The 25965-nt window shown below is 42.1% G+C and carries 24 protein-coding genes and 1 tRNA gene; 13 read left to right on the forward strand and 12 right to left on the reverse strand.

What is annotated here, in order from left to right; genetic code table 11:
• Positions 1–252 precede the first annotated feature (252 nt).
• On the reverse strand, positions 253–1413 hold the full coding sequence (locus D469_RS0100810; RefSeq protein WP_018921452.1) for a mechanosensitive ion channel family protein: 1161 nt from the start codon (positions 1411–1413) through the stop codon (positions 253–255).
• Positions 1414–1629: 216 nt separating this feature from the next.
• Positions 1630–2769, reverse strand: coding sequence for an amidohydrolase (locus tag D469_RS0100815; RefSeq protein ID WP_018921453.1), 1140 nt, complete (start codon positions 2767–2769; stop codon positions 1630–1632).
• A 550-nt stretch (positions 2770–3319) separates the two neighbouring features.
• Here D469_RS0100815 and D469_RS0100820 point away from each other — a divergent pair.
• Positions 3320–3394, forward strand: a tRNA-Val gene (locus tag D469_RS0100820).
• Positions 3395–3558: 164 nt separating this feature from the next.
• Here the strand turns inward: D469_RS0100820 and D469_RS0100825 are convergent.
• Both D469_RS0100825 and D469_RS0100830 read right to left on the reverse strand, forming a co-directional pair.
• Positions 3559–4065: a copper amine oxidase N-terminal domain-containing protein gene (locus D469_RS0100825; protein WP_018921454.1), complete on the reverse strand. Its 507-nt coding sequence runs from the start codon at positions 4063–4065 to the stop codon at positions 3559–3561.
• Between the two features lie 237 nt (positions 4066–4302).
• Positions 4303–4680: a hypothetical protein gene (locus D469_RS0100830; protein WP_018921455.1), complete on the reverse strand. Its 378-nt coding sequence runs from the start codon at positions 4678–4680 to the stop codon at positions 4303–4305.
• A gap of 395 nt (positions 4681–5075) precedes the next feature.
• On the opposite strand from D469_RS0100830, the gene D469_RS0100835 reads away from it, so the two are divergent.
• Together D469_RS0100835 and D469_RS0100840 are read left to right on the forward strand one after the other, a co-directional pair.
• Positions 5076–6134 carry a glycosyltransferase gene (locus D469_RS0100835; RefSeq protein WP_018921456.1) on the forward strand — a complete coding sequence of 353 codons (1059 nt, stop codon included), beginning with the start codon at positions 5076–5078 and terminating at the stop codon, positions 6132–6134.
• Positions 6135–6136: 2 nt separating this feature from the next.
• A complete protein-coding gene (locus D469_RS0100840; protein ID WP_018921457.1) occupies positions 6137–7552 on the forward strand; it encodes a protein kinase family protein in 1416 nt (471 codons plus the stop codon).
• Between the two features lie 115 nt (positions 7553–7667).
• On the opposite strand, the gene D469_RS0100845 is transcribed toward D469_RS0100840, so the two are convergent.
• Positions 7668–8384 carry a metallophosphoesterase family protein gene (locus tag D469_RS0100845; protein WP_018921458.1) on the reverse strand — a complete coding sequence of 239 codons (717 nt, stop codon included), beginning with the start codon at positions 8382–8384 and terminating at the stop codon, positions 7668–7670.
• Positions 8385–8487: 103 nt separating this feature from the next.
• On the opposite strand from D469_RS0100845, the gene D469_RS0100850 reads away from it, so the two are divergent.
• A complete protein-coding gene (locus tag D469_RS0100850) occupies positions 8488–9336 on the forward strand; it encodes a polysaccharide deacetylase family protein (protein WP_018921459.1) in 849 nt (282 codons plus the stop codon).
• A gap of 595 nt (positions 9337–9931) precedes the next feature.
• Positions 9932–11653, forward strand: coding sequence for a pyruvate kinase (locus tag D469_RS0100860; protein ID WP_018921461.1), 1722 nt, complete (start codon positions 9932–9934; stop codon positions 11651–11653).
• Positions 11654–11718: 65 nt separating this feature from the next.
• Here the strand turns inward: D469_RS0100860 and D469_RS0100865 are convergent, their stop codons facing one another.
• Together D469_RS0100865 and D469_RS0100870 are read right to left on the reverse strand one after the other, a co-directional pair.
• Entirely contained in the window at positions 11719–11949 is a 231-nt protein-coding gene (locus D469_RS0100865; protein ID WP_018921462.1) for a hypothetical protein, read from the reverse strand.
• Positions 11950–11989: 40 nt separating this feature from the next.
• Entirely contained in the window at positions 11990–12301 is a 312-nt protein-coding gene (locus D469_RS0100870; protein ID WP_040606428.1) for a metal-sulfur cluster assembly factor, read from the reverse strand.
• 395 nt (positions 12302–12696) lie between these two features.
• Here D469_RS0100870 and treP point away from each other — a divergent pair, with 395 nt between their 5' ends.
• From treP to mbcS, 4 genes are all read left to right on the forward strand, one after another.
• On the forward strand, positions 12697–14115 hold the full coding sequence (gene treP / locus D469_RS0100880) for a PTS system trehalose-specific EIIBC component (protein WP_018921465.1): 1419 nt from the start codon (positions 12697–12699) through the stop codon (positions 14113–14115).
• A 90-nt stretch (positions 14116–14205) separates the two neighbouring features.
• Positions 14206–15888, forward strand: a complete 1683-nt coding sequence (treC, locus tag D469_RS0100885; RefSeq protein ID WP_018921466.1) for an alpha,alpha-phosphotrehalase — start codon at positions 14206–14208, stop codon at positions 15886–15888.
• A 29-nt stretch (positions 15889–15917) separates the two neighbouring features.
• Positions 15918–16628 carry a trehalose operon repressor gene (gene treR, locus D469_RS0100890; protein ID WP_018921467.1) on the forward strand — a complete coding sequence of 237 codons (711 nt, stop codon included), beginning with the start codon at positions 15918–15920 and terminating at the stop codon, positions 16626–16628.
• A gap of 187 nt (positions 16629–16815) precedes the next feature.
• Positions 16816–18402, forward strand: coding sequence for an acyl-CoA synthetase MbcS (gene mbcS / locus D469_RS0100895; protein ID WP_018921468.1), 1587 nt, complete (start codon positions 16816–16818; stop codon positions 18400–18402).
• 84 nt (positions 18403–18486) lie between these two features.
• Here the strand turns inward: mbcS and D469_RS19330 are convergent, their stop codons facing one another.
• The 3 genes from D469_RS19330 to D469_RS0100910 form a co-directional block, all read right to left on the reverse strand.
• Positions 18487–19053 carry an NADPH-dependent FMN reductase gene (locus tag D469_RS19330; protein WP_018921469.1) on the reverse strand — a complete coding sequence of 189 codons (567 nt, stop codon included), beginning with the start codon at positions 19051–19053 and terminating at the stop codon, positions 18487–18489.
• 160 nt (positions 19054–19213) lie between these two features.
• The gene (locus D469_RS0100905) at positions 19214–19870 is read right to left on the reverse strand and encodes a TVP38/TMEM64 family protein (RefSeq protein ID WP_018921470.1); all 657 of its coding nucleotides are present in this window, start codon (positions 19868–19870) and stop codon (positions 19214–19216) included.
• A gap of 127 nt (positions 19871–19997) precedes the next feature.
• Positions 19998–20960 carry a 2-hydroxyacid dehydrogenase gene (locus tag D469_RS0100910; RefSeq protein WP_018921471.1) on the reverse strand — a complete coding sequence of 321 codons (963 nt, stop codon included), beginning with the start codon at positions 20958–20960 and terminating at the stop codon, positions 19998–20000.
• Between the two features lie 210 nt (positions 20961–21170).
• Here D469_RS0100910 and fumC point away from each other — a divergent pair, with 210 nt between their 5' ends.
• The gene (gene fumC, locus D469_RS0100920; RefSeq protein ID WP_018921472.1) at positions 21171–22556 is read left to right on the forward strand and encodes a class II fumarate hydratase; all 1386 of its coding nucleotides are present in this window, start codon (positions 21171–21173) and stop codon (positions 22554–22556) included.
• Between the two features lie 536 nt (positions 22557–23092).
• Here the strand turns inward: fumC and D469_RS0100925 are convergent.
• Complete coding sequence (locus D469_RS0100925; protein ID WP_018921473.1) at positions 23093–23278, reverse strand: hypothetical protein; 186 nt, start codon at positions 23276–23278, stop codon at positions 23093–23095.
• 177 nt (positions 23279–23455) lie between these two features.
• Positions 23456–24007: a phosphatidylglycerophosphatase A family protein gene (locus D469_RS0100930; RefSeq protein ID WP_018921474.1), complete on the reverse strand. Its 552-nt coding sequence runs from the start codon at positions 24005–24007 to the stop codon at positions 23456–23458.
• Between the two features lie 129 nt (positions 24008–24136).
• Between D469_RS0100930 and D469_RS0100935 the strand changes: the two genes are divergently transcribed.
• The 3 genes from D469_RS0100935 to D469_RS0100945 all read left to right on the forward strand — a co-directional run bounded on the left by D469_RS0100935 (position 24137) and on the right by D469_RS0100945 (position 25879).
• Entirely contained in the window at positions 24137–24853 is a 717-nt protein-coding gene (locus D469_RS0100935) for an alpha/beta hydrolase (protein WP_018921475.1), read from the forward strand.
• 67 nt (positions 24854–24920) lie between these two features.
• Positions 24921–25457, forward strand: a complete 537-nt coding sequence (locus D469_RS0100940) for a 2'-5' RNA ligase family protein (RefSeq protein ID WP_018921476.1) — start codon at positions 24921–24923, stop codon at positions 25455–25457.
• Entirely contained in the window at positions 25451–25879 is a 429-nt protein-coding gene (locus D469_RS0100945) for a GNAT family N-acetyltransferase (protein WP_420834845.1), read from the forward strand. Before D469_RS0100940 ends, D469_RS0100945 begins: the two co-directional genes overlap by 7 nt.
• Positions 25880–25965: the final 86 nt, after the last annotated feature.

Raw genomic sequence — 25965 nt, forward strand, 5'->3', positions numbered from 1 at the left:
ACAATTGACAATTTAAATAACCTTCTTTCCATAACACATATCCATTACTCATCTGTCTCCTTTTATTATCTTCCGCTGAACAGGGGTATTTTCAATGGTTAGTACTAACAAACATTTATAAAGAAAACCCGGCAAAGCCAAGCCTACGGCGTAGGGTGAGCCTTCGTTGCCCCTATATTGCTTCCTTCAACTATTTATACATTCTTACGGTGATTAAAAAAAACTGACCGTTAAAAAGGTCAGTTCGACTGCTTAGCTCTCTTCGTCTGCTGCTCCGTCCAGTCGCTCGTTATCACGTAAAATTGTATTATCCTCGGGACGTACACCTGTTCCACCTTGTCTTCTCGGGTCTTCTTCAACATAAATACTGCGGGTAGGGAAAGCAATTTGCACCGATTCTCCTTGTAAGATATCCATGACCTTGAAGTTAACCCTCTCCTTCACTTCCAGCCATTCCTGCCAGGTGGTGGTTTTAGTAAAGAAATAACAAAAAATGTTTAAGCTTGATTCGTTAAACTCATCAAAATAGACTAAAATGTCCTCCTGGTCTATATCATCATGGTCCGTCAGATACTCTCTAATTTTTTCAACGCAGGCTTCTAGTCGATCCTTCGGGGTGGTGTATGTTACACCGATAGAAAACGTGATTCTCCGCCTCCCCATTTCTGACCAATTAGTAATCGGCTCATGAGCAAGAATCGAATTAGGGACAATAATCAGAGAGTCTGCAAAGGTACGTATTTTCGTACTGCGGAAATTAATATCTTCAACGAGCCCTTCCACACTAGGGGTCTCAATCCAGTCATCCTTTTTAAATGGTTTTTCAGCAATAATAACGACACCGCCGAACAAATTGCTTAACGTTTCCTGGGCAGCCAGTGCAAAAGCCAGTCCCCCCAAACCAAGGCCAGCAATGAATCCATTGATATTGTAACCCCATTCTACTGCTACAACGGTTATGGTAAGAGCAATGATTAAAAAGCGAACAATCCTGGACAGGAATGGGATGACCATGCTGTTGCCGCTTTGGTCTACCTTCCCGGCAATGGTGTTAAATAGCGTCGAAGACGTTCCAGAGAAATTATAAAGCCCCCAGCCGAGGACAATAATAAGAATAGAACGAAATAAGAGATGGAGGTAATACATGATTTCCGCAGGAATCGGTAAATAAACGAGCGCTAAGTAAAAACCTAGAATGGTCATTAAAAAGTGAAGCGGTTTTTCAAAAGAAAATAATAAATTAGGAACAATGTCAGTTGATGTTTTTTTCGAAAGTCGTAAAAAGAGCGTAAAAATATACTTTGTGAAAATCTTTCGAAAGAGCCAAAAACCTGCTCCAATTAAGACTGCAAATAAATAATGGAGCCACGGCCAATTTTCAATGAATTGCTGTACATCAGTTAGTAATTGCAACGTAAACGCCTCTACCTTCTTTGCGAATCATGGAGTTCAACTTGTCCTTATCGTACCAAAATCAATATCTTCTTGCTATAATGCCGAAATAAAAATGTGCCCGAAACAGCAGATTAGCTAGTTTGGGCACATTCCATCCTTCATTTTTTGTCATTCTTCTTCATTTTCATCTGCCTTTCGCAGCCATTTAATAGCTTCATGCATAGCAGGAAACTATCATTTCAGTACATCTTTTCCCTCAATAAACACATCTTGAACCGTTGTCCGGTAATCAAACGGATGGCCGTTCCAAATGACAAAATCAGCATCTTTCCCTGCTTCAAGAGAGCCAAGGCGATCTTCTAGCCCAAGATGTTTAGCAGCGTTAATGGTAATGGCTCGTAAGGCAGAACTTTCAGGGAAACCAGCGTTATGAGCTTTTGCAGCGCCCGTGACAAAATGTTCGATACTAATGACTGGATGATCCGTCGTAATCGCTACATTGACCCCGTTATTTTCAAGTTCCTGCAAGGTCTCCCACTGCTTATCGTTAACCTCTACTTTAATTTTGGGTGTCATCGTAGGCCCTACAGACACCGACACATCATGCTTGCCGACATAATCCGCAATGTGGTGGCCTTCGGTGCCGTGTTCAAGCGTTAAGTTTACATCGAATTCTTCCGCCAAACGAAGCACTGTCACCATATCATCCGCACGGTGTGCATGTACGCGTAGCGGAATTTCTTTATTGAGCACTTTAACTAATTGCTCCATGCCGAGATCACGGTCTAATGATTCCCCGTTTTCAAGTTTGCGTTTATAATTTTGGGCTTTGATCAAGTTCTCGCGAAATACGGCTGCTACGCCCATTCGTGTAATCGGTTTTTTGCCTTTTGCTTCATACACCCGCTTCGGATTTTCTCCAAAAGCTGCTTTCATACCCGATGGCGATTGAACAATCATTTCATCGACGATATGGCCCGCTGTTTTCACCGTGCACATTTCGCCCCCGATTACATTCGCGCTTCCAGGCAGCACTTGGACAGTGGTGACACCACAACTCCTCGCCAATAAAAAACCTTCTTCTCTCGGATTCAGTCCATCCAGCGCTCTTACTTCCGGAGTGGCCGGGTCGCTCGTCTCATTAAAATCAGCACCTGGCTTTCCAATCGATTCTTCATGGACGCCAAGGTGCGTATGGACGTCAATAAGCCCGGGAGTAATTGTTAAGCCGTTCACATCAATTTTTTCTGCTTCTGCAGGGACTTCATGCAGCGAAAGAACATCTTTAATTTTTGTGCCATCAACGAGCAAAGCCTGCCCTTCTACCCATTCTCCTTTTTCGTTTAAAAGCGTAGCGTTTATGTATGCTTTCATCTTACTTCCCCCTAGTGTTTTCAATATCTTCTATTTTATCATTTCGCCTTACGAAATAACAGCAAACTTTGAGAAAACTGCCACTTTATCATTACTGAAAAGATTGGCTTGAATCTGTGCTTAGCGACCTTCTTATTTATGAGACTCTGTTAACGTTGATTGTGGAAACATAGAAACGTAGAGCAGGCCCCCTCTCCTGCGGAAGCATGTGGAGGCCACTGAAAGCCATCTAATGATAATATGTTCTTCAAAAACCTGGATACTCCCTCCGGAAAGGTTCCAGCAGGAAAAGCAAAGCTCGCGATCCCGCATAAGAGGGGTTACCTGAGGAAGCCGAAGCATTGCCTGCGGAAAGCGAGGGGATTTTTTAAGGTCATACTCACGTTTTCAGCGGCTTCAAGTATGTGGCTCGAAGACCCCACAGCGAAGCGAGGAGGCGGAGGGGCACATTCGCGGCAAAGAAACCACGGGCTCATTCCATTAAAAGTGTTGACCCATAGACATATGCATAGTATAGTATATTTGTCGTTAACAACTCAGCAAACTAAAGGTTCCGTTAGTTCAGTGGGAGAACGCTTGCTTGACAGGCAAGAGGTCACTGGTTCGAATCCAGTACGGAACACCATACATATGAACAACCGCTGAAGCATTTGCTTCGGCGGTTATTTTATTTGTCCAATAACTACAAAAAAGCTGTAACGGTCGCTTAAACCATCACAGCTTACGTTTCTTCAACATTCAGATGACCAACTTACCCGCTAAAAGCCTCCAACAGCCTCTAGTAAGCGATTAATCCGTGAAATCTACCAGGCTGATTTCTTCGTCCTCATCTTCTGGTACTGATTCTGGAAGTGGAAGTTCTTCATCAGGAGTTTCAGCAGAAACAATCTTTACCGTTTTCTCCTTATCATGCCAATCTACTTTAGCGCCAAATGTTTCACTAACAAACCGTAACGGTACCATTGTGCGATCATTTACTGTTTGAGCGTTCACATCCAACTCTACTTCTTCGTTATTAATAATCGCGTTTGAGCTATTAAGCGGCAATTCCATTTCTATCTCTTGATTTACGGCATGTACCATTTCTGTTTTTTCTTCCCATGTTACTTCAGCGCCCAAATCTCCAAAAATCCCCCGCAGAGGCACAAGGACTCGCTCTTCTTTCAAGACAGGTGATTGATCATATTCCTTTACATCGTCGTCGACCACAACAGTAATGCCTTCAGCAGCCGCTATAGGTCCCCAGGCCAAAAAACCAACCAAAAACAATAAGGCACCTATCCCAATTTTCTTCATTGCTACAACCTCCTCTACCCTTCTCTTACTCTTATTCGCTTTTTTTCTCTGTTTTCCTTTTTAATTCTACAAAGTAGTGTAAGCTTACATTCAATCACTCTTCCTAACGCAATCGCATGGTTTTCTTAGCTATTCCTGGTCTACTGCTTCTGATCACGACTGGCTGCAGTCTCTTTCAAACTTGCTATATCAAGCCAGCAGAAAATTTGTGCTGGCCTTCATCTTTAAAACCTGAGATTAACAAGGTCGACAATGCTGTTCTGTTTCTAAGTCTTTGGCTCGTTTAATCGCAAAGCCTTTTACTTTTTTACCTTTCCGCTTTAAAATTCGCACACTTAAATTTTTTGCTGCCCGGTCGGGTGCTACGACAATAATTGATTTCTCTCCCAGTACATTATGATGGCGTTTCAAATAAGCAAGTGGTAACTGTATGATCGATAAATGATTAGGCTCTACATTATAGAACTGTTCATCACTCACATCTACATAAATCCAATCCTCATGCTCTTTTAACTGAGAAGAGTGAACATCACGGACCCCAGGAACAGGAACGTAGCGTTGATATATTATATATGTAAGAAAAAGTAAAATCAGGATGATGACACCAAACCACATCGAGTCTCTTCTCCTCTCACGATTATTCTTTAACGGAGTAAATGATGCATCCGTTCCATACACTATCTAACTTTATAAAAGATTTCAAGGCTTAACTCTTAAAACTAAAAATAGATCGTTGTCTGTTATCTTTTTCACCTTGCGCTTGCTGCCTAGTATTGCTTTCCTGTACTCCAATTTATAAACCACATGCACAGTACGATACTAAACATCACTACCTATAACTCGTATGCCAAGGGGGCTAATGTTGTTAGTAGATTAATATAACCGTGGAATTCAGCGTACAAATTTGTTCTCTTTGCGTATTTGTCCACTCGTAATTCACCGTTTTGCATAACTAAGTGTTAGAGCAATTTTTTTTGCTTTAAATTGTTTTGTCGAAAGGAGTACCGAACATGACTACCGTTATGCATTTGAATTTACGAGTAGACCCCACTCAATATATTCCGCAAATTCGTCAAGTTCCCGGATATGACTATATCCACTTAGTCAGGCAGCCTAAATATATGACAGACCCCTCACTTTTAAATGAGCATGTATATTATCTTAATGAAATTTTTTCTCCAGGAGATTTTGTTAACAATAAAAACATTTCATTAATGCATGCTCACCATGGCCAGTTGGGGATATTGCTGCTTCCTTTTAAAGATAAAACAAATCTTCCCCTGGTCACCAGCATACGCGGCGCAGATGCCACCCTTTCTGAAGGAAGGCTTGGCTATTACGAGCACATGAAGATGCTGTTTGAAAAAGGAGAGCGCTTTTTTCCAGTGTGTCAATTTTTAGCTGACAGAATTAATGCCTGGGGATGCCCTTCCGAAAAAATCCAGGTTTTATACGGCGGGGTTGATTTGAGCCAATTCACGTACCGTCCTCCACAAATGAGAGAGTCACAAAATATTTTATCGATGGGAAGACTCGTAGAAAAGAAGGGCCATCACGTATTAATGCAGGCCTTCGCTAAAATCCGGGACAAGTTCCCTAAAGCCACATTAACCATTATCGGAAGAGGAGACCTCGAAGAACCGCTTCATTCTTTAGCTACCCAATTAAATTTAGGCGATTCTTTCCGCCTCTTAAAACAAATCCCTAAAGCTCAAGTACACGAGGAAATGGCTCAGGCTGACTTATTTTGCGCAGCCAGCTTAGAAGCATCCGACGGAAATGTGGAAGGCATTCCGAACACAGTCAAAGAAGCGATGGCAACAGGGCTTCCGGTTGTCTCAACAACACACGGCGGCATACCTGAATTAGTGACCAATCACGAAGATGGTGTCTTAGTTGAGGAAAATAACGTGAACCAGCTTGCTGAAGCGCTTGAATATATGCTGAAAAACAAACACTTATGGGAGCAATTCACCACCGCCGCACGGCAGACAGTTGAACAAAACTTTGACCAGACGAGGCAGCTTCAAGAACAAGCCAGATTATACGATGAACTGTTAGGAGGGTAAATATGGCTGATTTTACGAAGATTTCAGTTACCACCGGAGGGGAAAAATCGTTAATGGTTGATAACCCCACCTCCTACCCGCTTATAGGAATGGGGGCCCAAGGTGCCGTATTCAAACTGTCAGAAGAGAAATGTGTCAAAATCTATGCAAACACTGAACGAGCAAAAATGGAGGAAGAAGCTCTTAAAGCTGGACAACATCTGTCCTTTATGCCTACGTTATATGAGTCCGGAGACAACTATGTAGTGATGGACTACTTTAACGCTCCCGATTTAAAGCTATATCTTAAGAATTGCACGTTTATGCCAGAGTCTGTAGCTCGAAAACTATTAGATACCTTAAAAGCATTAAGACAAGAGAAGTATACCATGGTCGATGCTCCGCTGCGGCATGTGTTTGTGCTTGAAAATGAAGAACTAAAAGTCGTAGATCACGTACATGCATACACACGAGAGCATCCTGTCCCTATTAAATTGTTGCGAGAATTAAAAATGCTATTGTTAAGAGAATCCTTCCTCATGCATGCCGAAAAGCTAGAACCCGAGATGTATGAAGAGTGGCAGGAGTTTTTTGAAGCGAGAGACCTTGATTTCAGGGAAATTTCCGTAGCTTCCGGAGGGTCGGGAAGGGCGGTAAACGTGGACAGCGCTCTTCCGATGCCGCTCATTGGTCAAGGACATCAAGGGGCTGTCTACCGCGTTTCCGAAGATCAATGTGCTAAAATTTACGGCAAAGAAGAACATGCAAAACAAGAACAAGAAGTGCTCGTTTCCTGCCAGGACTTACCCTTCATTCCAAAAGTCTTCGAAACCAGCTCCAATTATGTTTTAATGGAATATCTGCTCGGCCCCGATTTGAATTCTTTTCTTAAAAAACAACGCTCTCTTCCAGAAGAAGTAACAAGGCAGCTGCTTGATATCTTAAAAACAATGGAAGAAAGAGGGTTTAAACAAATCGATGCCCCCCTCCGTCATACCATTATCACAAAAGAAGGCTATAAATTAATCGACCATGTGTATTCGTTCAGCCGCGAACAAGACCGGCCGCTCGAACTGTTCGACGATCTTCATCAATTAGACTATTTGGACGCCTTTTTGGAGCAGGTGCAAGCTATCGACCCAGAAACCTACAACAAATGGACTGAAACACCTATTCCGTTAAGAGATGAAGAACGCCTGCCAAACTATACAGGCCCGCATATCAAAGACTTCGAAGAAGAGTATATGAAAACGCCTGAACAAATAGCAAAAGAGTTGGTAGCATACACCGATACCCCAAAAGTAAACAGCGAGGACCCTCACTACGTCGTCAGATATGGTCCAGCAACTGAAGAGAAACCAGATATGCCAAAAACACAAGAGAAAGACAAGGAGCAAAAGAAAAAAGAGAAAGCAAAAAAGGAACAGAAAAAAAGATAAAAAATAAACCTTTACAGCTAGACAAGTTCATCAGCTGATTCTGCGGCATGGCTATCGCTTCTTGCGACTGCCATGCCTATTTTTTATCCTCACCTTCACAATAGGTCCAGTGGCTTTACACCTCAACCGCCTCGTAAGAATAGGTTCCATTTTCATACAAGAGAGCGTTCAGCTGGAAGCCAAAGGCCGCTCCGCCATCGATGCCAATCTTATCGTCGTCCGGGCTAAACCATGGCGCCGCCTTCTCTTGAAGGTTAGGCGTGGGGGTGTGGCCAAAAATAATTCTGCGGTCTTCCCCCGCTTTTGCTTTAGTAGACAGGAAAGGTTCCCTCATCCACAAGAAATGATCGGGATCCGCCTCCCAGAACTTCTTCAATTCTGGAGGGAAGCCCGCATGGACTGCTATATGGTCATCATCTGCGTAGTAGTATTGAAGGTTTTCCATAAATGTTACATGTTCAGGAAACTGATCAGCCAACTTGCGGCAGATCATTTCCACTCCTTCGTTCTCGATTTCTTCCGCTTCAAAATAGCTAAGCAATGTTTCTTTTCCGCCTTGATCAAGCCACATGGACCGGTCCATATCCCCCGGCCTGTTCATTAGTGAATGATGCATCCAATCATCATGGTTTCCTTTCAGGCACACAAGTTTTCCTCCCCTATTTTTCAAGTCAATAATATAATCAATTACCTGTTTAGAGGATGGGCCACGGTCTACGTAATCGCCGCATAATATTAAATGATCATTTGCACTGTTATAATCAATCTGCTTTAATAATCGTTGAAAAGCGTCCAAGCATCCATGAATATCCGAAATAAAAATTTTTCTCATCTTAACGGCTCCTCTCTTTACCTTCATTTCTAGATGAGATCCATATTTCCTGTACGATCTTTATCGTAACTGTTTGTTTTATCTGAACACTGGAGGTGCTATCATGCGTTTGTTTTCATTACTGTTGCTGTTGTTTATTCCCATTCTTTCATTTTGTTCCCCGCCGCTGGACCAAGACCCTCATCCAAAAGCAGCAGAGGAACGCGGCTTTTTTGAAAAACCTGACGCTGAAAAAGAAAGTGAGCCCCCCATTGACCTTTTCCAATATCCGCAAAGCGCAAGTGAGTGGGGAGAAGAAATTGACGGCGTAAAAACCAGGCTTGATACCAGCAAAAAAGTGCTGGCGTTAACGTTTGACGCTTGTGGAGGCGCTTTTGGCAGCGGCTATGACGAAGAATTGATTTCGTTTTTACAAGCTGAAGAAATACCGGCTACGTTATTTATAAGCGGCCAATGGGTCACTGATAATGAAGAAAACAAAGCACTTATGCAGGAACTCGCGGACGACCCGCTCTTTCAAATAGAAAATCATGGAAGAGATCATCTCCCCTTATCAGTGGACGGGCGCACAGCCTGGGGAATTGAAGGGACGTCCAGTCCAGAAGAAATAAAAAATGAAGTTGTTGAAAATCAAGAAATTTTAAACAAGTATACGACTAACGAACCTTCCTACTTTCGTGCAGGCACCGCCCATGTGGATGATGTTGCCGTCCAAATTGTAAATGATCTTCATCTGGAAATTGTAAATTATTCAATCGCTGGGGACGGAGGCGGCACTTTTACTAAAACAGAAGTGGAAGACGCTTTAGTAAACGCCCATCCCGGCGATATCGCTCTTCTCCATATGAACCAGCCTGAAAGCGAAACATTTGAAGGCGTAAAAGCTGCCGTATCCAATTTGCAGCAGGAAGGGTTTGAATTTGCAACCCTGGATGAATATGAGCTCAAATAAATGCCTGTCCTTCTGCTGCCGTCGGACTTATTAAAAAATGTTAACCAGGTCCAGCCTCCGGGCCTTCGTTCTTTCGCTCGTCAAAAAGAACTCCCTCAAATGGAAAAAACATGAGGGAGTTTACTATTTATGATCGGGAGTTCTTATCAAAGGCTCTATATAGCAAACGCTTCACTTGTTTAAGTACAAAACCAATTACAACAGCTCTTACGATGCGTCGAATAATCAGACCCATTTTCATTCACCTGCTTTCCTAAAGATTACTTATGTTATGTGTTATTCCCAACCAGGGAGGCAAAACAAACTAAAAGCTAAGCCCCCCTTCAAAAATACACGGTGCTTAGTACCGGAACCAACCGGCTCATTAATCCGTCTGATTTTCATCACCCTTTCATGCTCTGTCTCCTTCTTTTTTCTTTCTTCGGGGCAACCCTTTCATTACTGATCTTCTCCATCCAATTCAGCAGTTTTAAAAAACTAAAAACAAAATTCCTTGCTCTAAATCACGCGAAAGTGGGGAAAATGTCAAATACCGACATATTTTTATGAGTTCTTGGGAATGAAAAATATAGGATTGATAGAGGGGGCTGTACGTATGCAAGAACCAATAACTGCTCGAAAGCAATTGCTTTCACTTTATAAAGAAACAATAAAAAACGTGGAAAAAGATTCTTCTCGACCCACTTTTAAAGATCAGGGAAGACAAATGAGCGCAGATAATTTAGCTGTCTATGAGCAGATAAAATCAATCCCCTTTCAGAAAATAAACGAAGAATTGGAAGAACGAGGGTTAACCCCCTTCATAAATAAAGAAAGTCACCTTCTGAGCGCTTTTGAACGCCTGCTCCAGCATTTTGGGGAAGTAAAGGATGAAGGCGATTCTCTTAAGCGCCCTACGAAAAGAAACAGCCAAGCGCTCTTAGACTGGCGCAGTAAATTATTATTAGGGGGCCCAAGGCAAGGAGCCAATATCATGGTCACCTTAGACAGCAGCCGTCATCGTTCAATCGATGAATTGGAAAATCTTTGCCAACAAGGGATGACTCTTGCTCGTATTAACGGAGGAAGAGATGAGGAGAATATTCTAGCAGACTGGTTCAGCTGGGGGAGTCAGCTATCTGATTCGTATAGTTTGCGTATCGGCCTGGACCTTCCTGGTGACACCCTTCGTATCCCTTCTTTACAAAAAAAGAAAGGAATTCTAAAAGTGCCAGTTCGATATAATGAATATTTTATTGACGGCACTTTGACCCCAGTCACGACGCAAAGTATTGTCGAAAAACAAACAGTGGATCAATCGACTTTCACGTTATATGTTAAAGACATTTCGCTTTCGTCTTTTAAAAAAGGCGATAAACTAAAATTCCATGACTACAGAGGCAGAAAACGAAAACTTCACGTTTTAACAGACCCAGTTGGCGATAACCTTCAAGTACGCCTCTACCGGAACGCCTATATTGAAAACCAAACGACACTGTATTACAAAAAGAAAATGATCGGGACGATTTCGGGTATTCCTTCTTCTCCTGTCACCCTGTCAGTAACCGACGGAGACAAGCTCCGTATTCGTTTTGATTCTTCCGCTCCCGAAGACCATATGGAAGAAGATGGAGCATTTGTAATAAACTCTCCTGCTGCTAAATTCTTTGAAAACTTGCAGGCAGAAGAACCCTTTTTAATAGATGATGGAAAGATTTCTGGCGTTGTTCAAATCAGCACACCAGAATATGTTGAATTACTTGTGCAACACCCTAAAGACCAACGTTCTCCGATTGAAGAACAACGAAGTATCGTTTTTCCAGAACAAAAAAACCTTTCTCCTTCCCTCTCCAACCCTGATAGAGAGCTGTTAGAGAAGTGGGGAAAACAAAGTGATTTCATTCTCTTATCATTTGTTGAAAATGCGGAGCAATTACAGGAATTAAAAAAAGAGCTCGAACGTTTGAATTTAACACACCTAGGAGTGATGGCAAAAATCGAATCCGAACGAGCTGTAGAAAATATTGACACCATTCTTAAAGAAGGTTTATCTTTTCAAAAGTTTGGCGTTATGTTGGGCCGCGGAGACTTACTTGCGATGGTAGCCAGTGATGAATTGCCTCATATGCAGCGTACCGTTTTAAAAAGTGCAAAAGCCGCTCATCTCCCTGTCATCATTGCCACCGGGCTGTTGCAGCGCACCGCAAAAACGGGCCAAGCACATCAAGCAGAATTAATTGATGTGGAAGCTGCCAAAGAAGCTGAAGGGGTAATGCTAAATAAAGGAAACTATACGAGTAAAGCCGTTTCCTTAGCTAAAGCTATCTTAGAAAAATGAGGGGGTGGAGCGGTGATTTGTAACACTGCTATGTAATTCTTCAGCAGCCATTTAATCGGGCTGTCTCATAAGTCGGTTGATGGCGAAAGCAGCAGGAATATGCTCGCTTTCACCACAGGCAACACGTACAAGCGCGACAGCTGCTTCACCTTTACGATGTTTGCTGTCGCTGTGTCTTCTTTGCCATGGGCCAGGGTACAGCCTCCTTTTGGGCCGCAACCGCTCCCTGCCGGCCCTCCACTCAATTGCAATGCCTGCAGGAGCCTCGCATATTCCAGGTGCTGGGTTACTTTCACATTTTAAATAAACCTATTGGTAAACCTTTATTTTTGATTATTACTTTTGGTCTTCCGGACCTTCATGAATGCCTAAAGCAATCTTGGCATACCTGGACATCATGCTTTTATCCCATGGTGGATTCCAGACAATCTCGACATCTACATCATTAATTTCCCCAAACTCCTGCAAATCGGAGAGTGCTTTTTTTATATCGGAAACAATCGTTCCAGCTAGTGGACATCCCATCGAGGTAAGGGTCATTTCTACTTTAACATTTGATTGTTCATCTACATGAATTTCGTACACTAAGCCAAGATTAACAATATCAACCCCCAATTCTGGGTCAATTACTTGTTCTAATTCGCCCATGACACGTTCTTTTAGTTCTTCTTTTTCTTCTAAAGTCAAGGCAAAGTCACCTCCTGCTAATCAAAAAATCTACCTAAATTTACTATACTCTGCTTGCTTTAATTATAAACCAAGAATTTTGTTCTATCATCCTTTACGCTTTCTGACTGTTGTTTTTCTATATCCTAATAGAACATTCCACTGTCCCTTTATGGTAACGATTGCAAATATAGCTATCATTTACCTCCTCATCCCTATTATAGTCCGTATTTCATTAAATATTTTTTGACTTGACCAATTTGTATAGGCAAGTTAGAATTACGTTTGGTTGAACTATTTGTATATACAAGATAGTTTATGAAAACGCGTACACCGCTAAGTTTATATTTGAAAACGATTACGAGGGGGAGAAAGGAATGGCGAAAGTCACCAAACAAGCGGTTGAACAAATTGTTGAAGCCATTGGTGGAAAAGATAACATTTCAACCGCCACTCATTGTGTCACTCGGCTTCGGATTGTTCTGCACGATGAAAGTCAAGTTGACCAAGAAACGTTAGAAGAAATTGATATTGTCCGCGGAGCCTTTAGCAGCGGGGGCCAATACCAAATTATTATTGGCCAAGGTGCAGTAGAAAAAGCGTATGACCATTTAACGTCTATAACTAACCTGGAGGAAGCTTCAAAAGATGATGCAAAAGCTGCTGCATCACAAAATATGAATTGGCTGCAACGCGGAATAAAAATGCTTGCTGATATTTTCATTCCGATCTTGCCGGCAATTGTTACTGCTGGTCTTTTGCTTGGGCTTAATAACCTACTTACCGGGCCTGATATTTTTTATGAAGGGCAATCCGTCATTGATGTGCACACCCAGTGGGCAGATTTAGCTGACATTATTGCCTTAATCGCCAACACTGCGTTTGCTTTTCTGCCTGCATTAATCGGTTGGTCAGCTGTTCATAAATTTGGCGGGAGTCCACTACTCGGGATTGTGCTTGGATTAATTTTAGTAAATCCAGACTTATTAAATGCATGGGAGTATCCGGACGCGCTCGAAGAAGGTAGTGTACCGACATGGAACTTATTTGGACTTGAAATTGAACAAGTTGGATATCAAGGTCAAGTGCTGCCCATCCTGCTTGCTTCTTATATTTTGGCTAAAATGGAAATAGCCTTGAAAAAACGAGTACCAGACGCTATTCAAATGCTTGTCGTAGCACCTACCGTCTTGCTAGTTACCGGTTTCCTTGGTTTTATTATTATCGGTCCGGTGATGTTTACAGTCGGAGATGGTATCACCACATTCTTTGTCAATACATTTGAGCAATTTGCTTGGTTAGGTGGACTCTTGTATGGACTACTGTACGCACCGCTTGTTGTGACCGGCCTTCACCATACTTTCCTAGCCGTGGATCTACAGCTGGTTGGAAGTACAGGAGGCACCTTCTTATGGCCGATCTTGGCTTTATCTAATATTGCTCAAGGTTCTGCTGCATTTGCCATTATGCTTGCTACCCGCAGCGAAAACATGCGAGGTCTTTCTTTATCAAGTGGTATATCAGCCTGGCTGGGAGTTACAGAACCTGCAATGTTCGGGGTTAATTTACGCTACCGCTTCCCGTTCGTCTGTGCGGTGATCGGAGCGGCAATTGCTGCCACCTATATTTCGATTAGCAACGTGCTTGCTACTTCGATTGGGGTCGGCGGTGTGCCTGGAATCTTCTCTATATTCCCAGAAGATTGGATGCCGTTTATCATCGGCATGGTTATCGTCATGATTGTTCCATTTGTACTAACTTATCTTTATGCTAAGATACGAAAAGTTGACGTTTAAAAAAACAAGCTCCCTTCGTTGTCCGCAGACAATTGATGGGAGCTATTCCTTCCTTATTTGCAACTATATTTCTTATGGTGGTGAAACGATATGAATGAATGGTGGAGAAAATCCGTCGTCTATCAAATATACCCGAAGAGTTTTAATGACACGACGGGGAATGGGGTAGGCGACATTAATGGAATTATTGAAAAGCTTGATTATTTAAAGACACTGGGAGTTGATGTCATCTGGTTGACTCCGATTTATACCTCGCCTCAGCGCGATAATGGCTATGATATTGCTGATTATTACTCCATTCATGAAGAATATGGGACGATGGCTGACTTCGAACGCCTATTAGATGAAGCACATAAACGCGGCATCCGTGTAATTATGGATATTGTCGTGAACCACACATCAACAGAACATCCATGGTTTAAAGCTTCACAGCAAGGAAAAGATCAACCATACCGTGACTTTTACATTTGGAAAGATGAGGTGGATGGAGATGTACCAAACAATTGGCAGTCAAAATTTGGAGGAAGCGCCTGGGAATTTGATGAGAAAACGAATCAATACTACCTTCATTTGTTTGATGTTACGCAAGCTGATTTAAATTGGGAAAATGAAGAGGTTCGCGAAGCTGTATATGAAATGATGCATTACTGGTTTAACAAAGGGGTGGATGGGTTTCGTCTCGACGTCATTAATTTGATCTCAAAAGATCAGTCTTTCCCTAATGATGATGGCATCCAGCCGCCGGGGGACGGCCGCAAATTCTACACAGATGGACCTAGAGCGCATGAATTTATGCAAGAGATGAATAAAGAAGTCTTTTCTAAATATGATGTCTTAACCGTCGGTGAAATGTCTTCCACTACTATCGACCATTGCATTAAGTATACGCGTCCAGACCGAAATGAATTAAGCATGACGTTTAACTTTCACCATTTAAAAGTCGATTACCCAAATGGTGAGAAATGGGCCATTGCCGACTTTGATTTTATAGCCTTAAAAGACATTTTATCGACATGGCAAAAAGAAATGCATGCTGGTGGAGGCTGGAACGCTTTGTTCTGGTGCAATCATGACCAACCACGGGTAGTCACTCGGTATGGTAATGACGCTGCTTACCATAAGGAATCGGCTAAAATGCTTGCTACCACCATCCATATGATGCAGGGCACACCTTACATTTATCAAGGTGAAGAGTTTGGAATGACAGACCCTAAGTTTGAAGCCCTTGATCAATACCGCGATGTGGAGACGCTCAACTACTATGAACTCATGAAAAAAGAAGGCAAACCACATGATGAGATTATGGAAATCATCCAAGCGAAGTCTCGTGATAATTCCCGGACCCCCGTGCAATGGGACGAGACAGAACAAGCCGGATTTTCCACAGGCACCCCCTGGATTGATGTGGCATCAAATTATAAAGAAATCAATGCAGCTGAAGCTGTGGCGGATGAAGAATCGATCTTCCATCACTACCGCAAACTGATTGAGCTGCGAAAAGAATATGATATTATCACTTATGGAGACTATGAACTCCTGTTTCCAGAAGACCGAAATGTTTTTAGTTATATTCGCACCTTTGAACAAGAACAGCTGCTTGTTGTCAGCAACTTTTATGGAGCTGAAACTACTTTCGAGCTTCCGGAAGAGTACCAACATGCGCCGAACAAACACGTGGCTGTCTTATTATCCAATTATAAAGATTCAACTACTGACCTCTCTTCTCCACTTACGTTGCGTCCGTATGAATCTATTATTTATCATATAACTTAAGCATGATATGATGCGTTAGGTGATAGCCGATGAAAAAAAAATATTTAGAGATCTATGACAAGATTCGATCTGAGATACGAGATGGCTCCTATACTGCTGGAGAATTACTGCCGTCTGAACATGAATTAAGCACCCTTTACCAAACGTCGCGCGAGACGATTAGAAAAGCGCTGAACCAATTATCAGAACACGGCTTTATTCAAAAGCAGCAAGGCAGAGGTTCAATTGTGCTTGATGTTGAGAAGTTCAATTTCCCGGTTTCCGGTCTCGTCAGCTTTCAAGAACTCTCCCCTAAACTCGGTGAAAACGTAGTAACTGAAGTAACTGCTTTTTATGAAGATAAATGTGACTCCCATGCTGCAAATCAGTTAGAGGTCGCTGAAGCTGAACCAATCTGGCGCTTGAACCGTGTCCGCGAAGTGGATGGTGAACGTATAATACTTGATAAAGATATTCTGCTGCAACGAGTCCTCCCTGACCTTACGAGCGACATTGCGGCAGGATCACTTTATGAATACATGGAAGAAGAGCTTGATTATTGTATTAGCTTTGCCAAAAAGGAAATTACGGTAGAAGAAGCTACAGAAGAAGACCGAGTACATTTGGACTTAGAGCAATTCGCGTCGATTGTCCTCGTTAAAAACTATGTATATTTAGAAAATGCCACTTTATTTCAATATACTGAATCAAGACACCGGACAGATCGATTTCGTTTTGTTGATTTTGCCAGAAGAAGATAAAATGTATTAGGGCTGTCCCAAAAGCTTAGTTACAACTTCCTTCAATAACTAACTTAAGGACAGCCTCTCTTTTTTATGGGAAGAATGCTTTTACACCCACTTCTCTCACCAATATTTCCTTTTATTGCTACCTTCCTCTCGTGTATAATGGTAATTGTATGATTTTTCAGATAAAGGAGGGCATCTTTTGAACCGAAATGATTTAATTGCACCTGAAATTTATAATGTAACCTCTGAAATGGAATCGTTATCTATTGAGGGGGAGCAGACAGCTATCCGGTGGCTGAATGAACATAGTAAGCGCCGCAGTTTATCCTACTCACAATTGACTGAAGAAATGAATCGCTACGCCAATGTCCTTACTCGAGCTGGTTTAAATAAGGGAGAGCGAGTATTAATTATCCTTCCCCGCTTACCCGAAGCTTATATCGTCTATTTAGCTTGTTTAAAAGCGGGTCTTGTGGCTGTGCCGTGTTCTGAAATGCTGCGGGCAAAAGATTTAGATTATCGCATGCACCATTCAGAGGCAAAAGCGATTATTGCTTACCACAGTGCTATCAATGAAATCAATCAAATGGAAGACGGAAGCATTGAATATTATTTTATCGTAGGTCAAGACCGACATAATTGGGCCCGATTAGAGACGCTTGCACAGGCAGAGGAAACAACATTTGAAACAGTCTCCACCCATCGTGAGGATATCGCTTTTTTATCTTACACCTCAGGTACAACGGGCAATCCTAAAGGTGTCGTTCATTCACACGGCTGGGGCTACGCTCATTTAAGAACCGCGGCAAAAGGATGGCTGGACGTGCGGTCCAAAGATGTGGTTTGGGCAACTGCAGCACCTGGCTGGCAGAAATGGATTTGGAGCCCTTTCCTGTCTACTATTATGCTGGGAGCGACTGCATTTGTGTATCACGGACCTTTTAATGCCCATACGTATCTAAAGTTGTTACAAGATGAACAAATAAATGTGCTTTGTTGTACCCCGACTGAATATCGATTGATGGCTAAAGTAGACCAGCTCTCATCATATAAGCTTGAGCACTTGCGCAGTACCGTCTCAGCAGGGGAACCGCTCAACCGCCCTGTCATCGAAGCGTTTAAGACGGCATTTAACCTTGACGTGCGGGACGGGTATGGACAAACTGAAAACACACTGCTTGTTGGCACCCAACTAGATATGACCGTAAAACCCGGTTCAATGGGAAAACCGACCCCAGGAAATGATGTGGAAATCATTGATGAAAATGGCGAAGTTGTAAACGTAAATGAAGTGGGCGACATTGCTGTTCATAAGGACGCTCCTGCCCTTTTCCAACATTATTACAAAGAGCCTGAAAAAACGAAAGCAACTTATCGAGGAGATTGGTATCTAACCGGAGACCTGGCCAGTAAAGATGAGGATGGCTATTTTTGGTTTGAAGGACGCAGCGATGACATCATCATCAGCTCTGGCTATACGATCGGACCATTTGAAGTCGAAGATGCGTTAACCAAACATGATGCTGTGCAGGAATGTGCAGTCGTCGGAGCTCCTGATGAAGTAAGGGGGAACATCGTAAAAGCATACGTTGTATTAAAAAAAAGGAACAATAAAGTCAATGAAGAAGAATTAATTCACATACTTCAAGAACATACGAAGAAATGGACCGCTCCCTACAAATACCCACGAAAAATAGAGTTCGTCCATGAATTGCCAAAAACCAACTCTGGAAAGATTCGCAGAGTGGAATTACGACAGCGAGAACGTGAGCAGTCAAATGTATAACGCGTTTTACCATTAATAAAACGGGAAGAGCTTTAATGCCCTTCCCGCTTTATAGTTATTATCGAACTCATTCTCCTTCGCCCTTTAACTCTTCTGCATTTGGAGGTAGCGATGATGCAGGGCCTGTAAACTTCTTCTTAAGAGATTAATCATTTCTTCTGAAGCAAATTCCCCGTTTTCATTTATTTGATTTTGAACCTTACCAATGAACACTTCCGGTTGCTCTACTACGTAAGCACCTGTCGCTGCCAGGGTCTGCTTCACTTGAACTTGAGCTAATGCAGTGCCTAAAGGAGCTGGTGAAGCTCCAGCTACTGCTGCTGGTTTTTTAGCCAACACATTCGTATTCGTTACACTACCTGCCCAATCAAGCGCATTTTTTAACACCCCAGGCATCCCGTGGCTGTATTCCGGAGTCACAATGTAAAGCGCATCATGTTCATCGATAAGTTTTTTAAAGTACGCTACTTCGTCAGGATCGCCCCCTTCTTCATCATCTGCGTTAAATAAAGGCACAGCATCTAATGAAAAGGTAGTTACTTGAACCCCAGTTGGAGCATGAGACTTTAATTCGGCTAAGACTTTTTTGTTAAAGGAGTCTTTTCGTAAACTACCGGCAATTCCTAAAACCTTAAGAGAACCATTCTCCATAGGACTTCCTCTCCTTTTGTGATATGTTACGTCTCCGTATGGGCTCCTTCAGTGGGAAAAGCAACAACTGAAGACTAAGCAGGGCGGGCTTTCTGCGCAAAGCAAGCATATTTCAGCTGCGCTGTTTTCCGAGAACAGACTTATGGAACAACCCCACTTTTTAATTTGGATATGAAGCTTGCTTATGATGGAGCGTACGTTCGGCCCGACGCTTGAACGTTCGATAAAGTACAAAAAAGATAGCCAAAAACAAGCCATACACTAAGATCACGTAAAGTAATTGACCAGGATCTGTAGTGACAAGCGTGCCGATCGTTGCAAAGAGAATCATAGATGGCACTTTGCCAGCAGACGATGCAATAGCATAAGGCCAAAACCTGACACGGCTAATTGCGGCGTAACAATTTATAATAATGCTTGGGATAACTGGTATTAAGCGGGTAATCAACAAAGTGAAAAATGCGTTTTTTTCAAAAAGAACGGTAATTCTATGAAGCGCTTTATACCGGGTAATCATCTTGACGCCCCAGTCATGATACCCGTAACGTACAAATAAAAACATAAGAATAGATGCGGCAGCAGAACCGAACCACACAACAAAAGACCCTAAGACAGGCCCGTAAGAAGCGCCGGTGATCCCCCCGATTATTGGATACGGAATAATAGGAAATAAAGAAAACATCGTAGCCGCAATCATAGTTAGCGATACATATTCATGGCCATCACTTTGAATCCATTGGGCTACGCCTTCTCCGTACTGATAAATAAAATAACCAATAATAATGTATAAGAGTGGAATAAACCACTTTTTTGTCATAAGCTCCCCCTGCTCTCCATAGTGTTTCTTCTTATCTACTGTAACATGAACATTTTTTAAAAAGCGATCAGAAACACTGAAGTTAAAGGGGTGAAGCCATAACCTTGCGCTGTAAGTCCCTCTGTGCTTAAACCACTAAATGATCAGGATCCTCCCCATTTAATACTTGCAGAATGTGACGTGCTGTCATGCGAGCCATCTCCATACGTGTATTTACACTCGCGCTACCAATATGCGGAGTAGCTACAACATTTGACAAAGTGAGTAATGGGTGGGTACTGGCAATCGGTTCCCCTTCAAACACATCTAATCCTGCTGCGTAAATGTCATTGCTTTTTAAAGCTGCATATAGTGCTTCTTCATCAACAGTACCCCCGCGTGACACATTAATTAATATGGCTGTCTTTTTCATTTTTTGAAGTTCGTCTTTTCCAATTAAGTGATGGGTTTCCTTTGTATATGGGGTGAGTAAGCAGACATAATCAGACTTCTCCAGAAGCTCGTCAAAAGAGGCAAACACCGCTCCGCTTATTCGTTCTGCTTCATAATTTCTGCTGCGATTATTATATACGACTTCCATTTCAAATCCCTTGGCCCGTTTCGCAAGAGCAGAACCGATTCGTCCCATGCCAATGATGCCAAGCGTAGCGTGAGAAATATCTTGTCCAGTCAAGAAAAACGGGGACCAGTTATTCCATTCATCTCTACGGATGGTATCCATCCCTTCAGGTATCCTTCTTGCTGTAGCCATTAGTAATGCAAAAGCCAAATCAGCCGTAGTGTCAGTTAAGACGCCTGGTGTATTAGTTACCCGGATGCCACGTGCTTCACAAGTCGATATATCTATGTTGTTATATCCCACTGCCATATTGGCTATTACTTTTAAGTTTTGAGCTTGGTCTAGTAATTCAGCATCAACAGTTTCAGTAATCATACAAAATAACGCTGCTGCATCTTTTATTTGTGCTTCTAACTCGGAACGGGGGATAGGCTTTTCTTCTTCCTCCCACATATACACTTGGCAGCGCTTACTAAGTTGGTCATATATTTCAGTTGGTAATTTTCTAGTTACTACCACTTTTGGTTTCATGAAAAATACCCCCTTCAAATTTATGTGTTTATTCCTTGCCCTATCTTCCTTCTCTTTCTTATTGTATAATTTGTGCCTTTATTTGCAAAATAAAATCCTTTTTCCCCTGTATATCTACAAATCTTTTTAAAGGTTTTGCCATTTGCCAGCTTCCGTTTATAATTAAAGTGTACTTACTGAAATTTTCTGACGAGAGGGGATAGTTGTAACGTGAGTTATCGAACAGAAAAAGACACACTAGGCGAAATGCAAGTACCAGCTGAAAAACACTGGGGTGCTCAAACACAAAGAAGTCTTCAGAACTTTCCAATCGGCAGCGAAACCATGCCAATAGACGTTGTGCGCGGCTTTGCAGTTTTAAAAAAAGCAGCTGCCTTAAGTAACCTTGAACTAGGTAACCTAGAAAAAAACAAAGCTGAAGCAATCTCTCAAGCGGCAGATGAAGTAATTAATGGAGATTTGGATGATCATTTCCCACTCGTTGTGTGGCAAACTGGAAGTGGAACACAGTCTAATATGAATATGAATGAAGTGCTTGCCCGTCGTGGAACTGAATTGTTAAAAGGTGAAGATGATGAATTCATCCATCCAAATGATGATGTCAACCGTTCGCAAAGTTCCAATGATACCTTTCCAACGGCCATGCATGTTGCTGCAGTAACAAAAGTTGAAGATGACCTTTTGCCTGCACTTACTAACTTAAAAAGCACCTTAGCTGAAAAAAGCAAAGCTTTTAATGACATTATTAAAATTGGCCGGACCCACCTTCAAGATGCAACCCCTCTTACGCTTGGCCAAGAAATCAGCGGCTGGCACCGCATGCTGGAAAAAAGCGAACAAATGATTAAAGAAAGCGTTGAACACCTCCGTGATTTAGCAATCGGTGGTACAGCGGTAGGGACAGGCATCAATGCTCATCCTGACTTCGGAGATTTGGTTGCTAAGCATATTTCAACAGTAACAGGAAAAACGTTCCGCTCTGCTCCAAATAAGTTCCACGCTCTTACAAGTCATGACGATACTGTTCATGTACATGGAGCGATTAAAGGCTTAGCTGCAGATTTAATGAAAATTGCAAATGATGTACGTTGGTTATCCAGCGGCCCACGCAGTGGAATTGGAGAATTAACGATTCCAGCAAATGAACCAGGGAGCTCAATCATGCCAGGAAAAGTCAACCCAACACAATCGGAAGCACTCACAATGGTTACAAGCCAAGTGATGGGTAATGATGCTACGATTGGCTTTGCCGCAAGCCAGGGAAATTTTGAATTGAATGTCTTTAAGCCCGTTATCATTTATAATTTCTTGCAATCCTGTGAATTGCTCGCTGATTCAATGACTGCCTTCAATGACAAATGTGCAGTAGGGCTTGAACCTAATAATGATAAAATAGAAGAACATGTTCGTAACTCCCTGATGCTTGTCACAGCCCTCAACCCACATATTGGCTATGAAAATGCAGCAGCCATTGCTAAAAAAGCCCATGCTGAAGGAAAGACCTTAAAAGAAGCTGCTCTAGACAGCGGCCAATTAACAGAAGAAGAATTTCATGAGATTGTGGATCCTTCCAAAATGGTTGGACCAACGAGTTAATAAGAAAAGCCGTCCCTCTTTCCCGGGACGGCTTTTCTTATTCCACCGTTGCCTTGACCCAATGGACGGTAAGATAAAACAGCTTCTCACTTTAAAGAAAACTTGGCAAAGCCAAGCTACGGTACAGACTGAGCCTTAGTTGCGCTTATACCGTTTCCATCAACTATTTAGACATTCTTACGGTGTAAAATAAGTGTCTTTCTCCTCCTCTAATTAATAACGGAATACCGGAAGTTTTCAAAAAACTTATGTATCGACTTATCTCAATTTACTACGTCAGCATCCAAAGAAGGGGCACCACTTAGTTTTGTTGCTTCACCGGCATGCAGAGCCCCTCTCCTTGATAGATTGACTACTAATAAAAGTAAGACCCCCAGATTCCAGGCCTTATCTCAACTGTATTTCCTTTGGTAAGAAAATTCCTTCAGAAACATGTATCAGCTGCGAGCCTGTTCTCTGCTTCCATTTTTCTCGTATAATACGTACGATCAGCCTTCCACCCTTGTCCCCTCTCTTGACCTATAGGGTCTTAACGCTTACTCATCGTATGTATAACGAACCACATACTTGTTTGACCGAAGTTTTTTTATCTCTACACTTGGCCCTACTTCATATCCATTTTCCCAATTGTCTTCAAGCTTAGCTTTTATACATCCTGCCTGAAATTTTGAACGAAAGGTCTGCTTCCAATAAATCCACCTTGGCGTCGTCACGGCTTCCATATCCTATCGATGCTCCTTCACTTGTAATTTTTATTCATTGTACCGAACGTGTTTGTTTCTTTCCAGTTATAAGCTTTCGTTTATCATTTTGTCTAATAGAGACCAGTTTATACGTAATCAGCTAAACTGATCTCTACTGTTACTACCCTTTACATAAACAGAAAGGGGGAACAAACACTATCCGATGAGCTCTTCATCTTCACGCTTTTTTATTTCATCGTTCTTCCGGTTTTCCTCTCGGTCTCTCATGCGGTGAGCGAGACGGGCAGAGGCGCTAGCTGCAATACTGCAGACAAGATCATCCAGAAACGTATGAACTTTCTCTTTTTGCGTATCGAGTTCTTTAATAATGCCCACTTTTTCTTTATCTAAATAGCCAAATGTTGTCACAGCAATACTCCCAAATCCAAACACTGAGCCTAGGGCAATGGTTTCATCAACGCCGAACAATCCTTCGTCTGTATCCACCAATGACTGCAAGGGCTCAGATAGCATATTTTTTTCTGCCAGCTGGTCAAGTTCAATCCCTACCAGGATAGCATGTTGAATTTCTCGTTTACAGAGCACTGCATCTGCACTTTCAATGCAATCTTCCATTGTTAAATTATCTGAATATTTGGCTTGCATATCATAAACAATTTGAGCGATATCTTTTACATAAACACCACGGTTTTCTAAAGCCTCTCTTGCCGCTTTTTCAACTAAATTGCATGGTACTGGGTCTTTCATGTGAATCAACCTCCTTCTAACTTCTATTCTAGCATACTCTTGCTTCTCGTTTTGTTAGTAGCCATATGGTACAATACCTCATGATAATTGAGCTAAACATAAGACTGCATCTAAAAAAGGGGGCTAGATATGGAAGGAGAAATGAAAGTTATTCATATAGACAGTGAATACTTACAGGAAAGGGTTCAAGTAAAGCTCTATATTCCTCCTAATTACAACGATTTGTATACGTACCACCTAGCAATCACACAAGATGGGCAGGATTACTTTCATCTGGGTAAAATCGGTCGTAAAATGGAAGAGTTTATCCTTGAGGAAAATGGCGAAGAAACGATCGTAGCCGGTATTGTCTATCCGAGCGTTAATGTGCGTAGAGCTTGGCTTCACCCTGATTCCAACCAGCACTCTTCCTACTTACATTTTTTGGTACGCGAGTTACTTCCTATACTAGAGGAACGCTTCCACACCTATGAGCTGCCCTTCGGCAGAACATTAATAGGAGATTCCCTTGGCGCTACAACTGCCTTGAATGCATGTATTCGTTATCCCAGCTGTTTTGCCAGAGCTATTTTGCAATCTCCTTATGTGAACGCTTCTTTTCTTGAGGCTGTCAAACATGCTGAAAAATTATCCTCTGCTGACCTTTATCACTCGATCGGACTTCAAGAAACTCGGGTTCACACAACTGACCAACGAATACTTGATTTTCTATCACCAAATCGTGAATTAAATCAAATCCTGCAAACCCAGGTTGAAAACTACACATACAAAGAATTAGAAGGAGACCATACCTGGGTCAGCTGGGAACCAGACTTAAAACATGCATTGTGGTACATGTTTCAGTAAGCAGATATACGGGTATACAATAATGATATCTATACCCGGGGGTTAAATACGGAAAGGGAGGGTTTTTATGCTTTCGTATGGCATCGCTATTTTTCCTTCAAAATCATTGCAGGACCAAGCAAATGCTTACCGTAAACGATATGATTCACATTATCTGCATATTGTGCCTCATGTTACGTTAAAAAGCATTATTCCGTTAACGAGCGAGGAAGTGCCAGATGCCATGTCGGAAATAGAACATATCGCAAACGAAACCCCTCCATTTCCGATGCATGTATATAAAGTTGATACCTTCCATCCAAAAGAAAACAAAATCTTTTTCAAGATTGCACCTGACAAAACACTGGCCGGTTTATATCAACGCTTAAACGAGGGATGGCTTGGTGACAAAGGTGGTTCTCCTCGGAAGTTCATTCCACACCTGACGGTCGGTCAAGACCTTAGCAACGATGAACATTTTGATGTGGTGGGCCGCTTGCAACTGAAAAATATCGATCATTGTGAATATATTGACCGTATTCACCTTTTATACCAATTAGATAATGACTCATGGGCGGTATACGAAACATTCCGCTTACTCGGAAAGGAACGAAATCAATCGTGATAACCGTTACAGAATGCCAAACAGAGCAAATGCGAAAGGATGCGTACCACGTACGCTTTACCGTTTTTGTTGAAGAACAACAAGTTCCAGAAGAAGAAGAAATCGACGACCTTGAAGAAGAAGCTGTTCACTTTACAGCATATGATGAAAAGACGCCTGTTGGTGCAGGCAGGCTTCGCCTCATAGATAAAAAGGGCAAAGCCGAACGAATGTGTGTTCTTCCCTCTTACCGCAAAAAAGGAGTTGGGCGTCAGCTTATGGAGTGGCTCGAACAACGAGCAAAAGATGAAGGTGCAGAAAAAATCGTTTTAAACGCCCAAGTTCAAGCAAAACCGTTTTATCAATCCATTAATTATGAAGTGACTTCGGGTCAGTTTTTAGACGCCGGCATCCCCCATGTCACAATGGAAAAACAATTGTAAAGAATGAGGAGCTGTCCGAGAAAGGACAGCTTTCTTCATATAACCCTTCCTTTTTGCTGAGATTTGACTCCTTCCCTCAAACGATC

This window comes from Salsuginibacillus kocurii DSM 18087, from assembly GCF_000377705.1.
Classification (GTDB): domain Bacteria; phylum Bacillota; class Bacilli; order Bacillales; family Marinococcaceae; genus Salsuginibacillus; species Salsuginibacillus kocurii.